The organism is Variovorax paradoxus, assembly GCF_000834655.1.
In the GTDB taxonomy this organism is placed as follows: domain Bacteria; phylum Pseudomonadota; class Gammaproteobacteria; order Burkholderiales; family Burkholderiaceae_C; genus Variovorax; species Variovorax paradoxus_F.
The window spans coordinates 1-755 of record NZ_JXQQ01000133.1; the positions used below are offsets into that span (position 1 = coordinate 1).

Sequence of the window (755 nt, forward strand, 5' to 3'; positions counted from 1 at the left end):
GAGCACCTGGCCTACGTCATCTACACCTCCGGCTCCACCGGCAAGCCCAAGGGCGCGGCCATCCGCCACGACGCGCTGCACAGCTGCATGGCCTGGATGCAGCGCGTCTACGGCCTGGGCCGCGAAGACACCGTGCTGCACAAGGCCCCCTTTGGCTTCGATGTCTCGTGCTGGGAGCTGTTCTGGCCCCTGACCGCCGGGGCCCGGCTGGTGGTGGCCAACCCCGGCGACCACCGCGACCCCGAGCGGCTGGTGCAGCTGATCCAGCGCCACCAGATCACCACGCTGAACTTCGTGCCGGCGATGCTGCAGGCCTTCCTGGCCCATCCGGGCATCGAGGCGAGCACGCGCCTGAAGCACATCATCTGCGGGGGCGAAGCCATGCCCTCGGAGACGCAGAAGGAAGCCTTGCAGCGGCTGAGCGGTGCGACGCTGCAGAACCTGTACGGCCCGACCGAGACCACCATCCACGTCACGCGCTGGACCTGCCGGGACGACGGGCAGGCGCTGGTGCCCATCGGCCAGCCGATCAGCGACACGCAGGGCCATGTGCTCGATGCGGAGATGAACCTGGTGCCACGGGGCGTGGCGGGGGAGCTGTACCTGGGCGGGGTGAGTCTTGCGCGGGGTTATCTGAACAAGCCGGGGCTGAGTGCGGAGCGCTTCGTGGCGGACCCGTTCGGCAGCGGTGGCCGGCTGTACCGCACGGGTGATCTCGTGCGCTGGAACGCAGAGGGGCAGATCGAGTACCTGGG

The 755-nt window shown here is 69.1% G+C and carries 1 protein-coding gene; it reads left to right on the forward strand.

Going from position 1 to position 755, the window contains the following annotated elements:
- On the forward strand, window positions 1-755 hold a 755-nt coding region (locus tag RT97_RS30805), incomplete at both ends, for an AMP-binding protein (protein WP_042582672.1).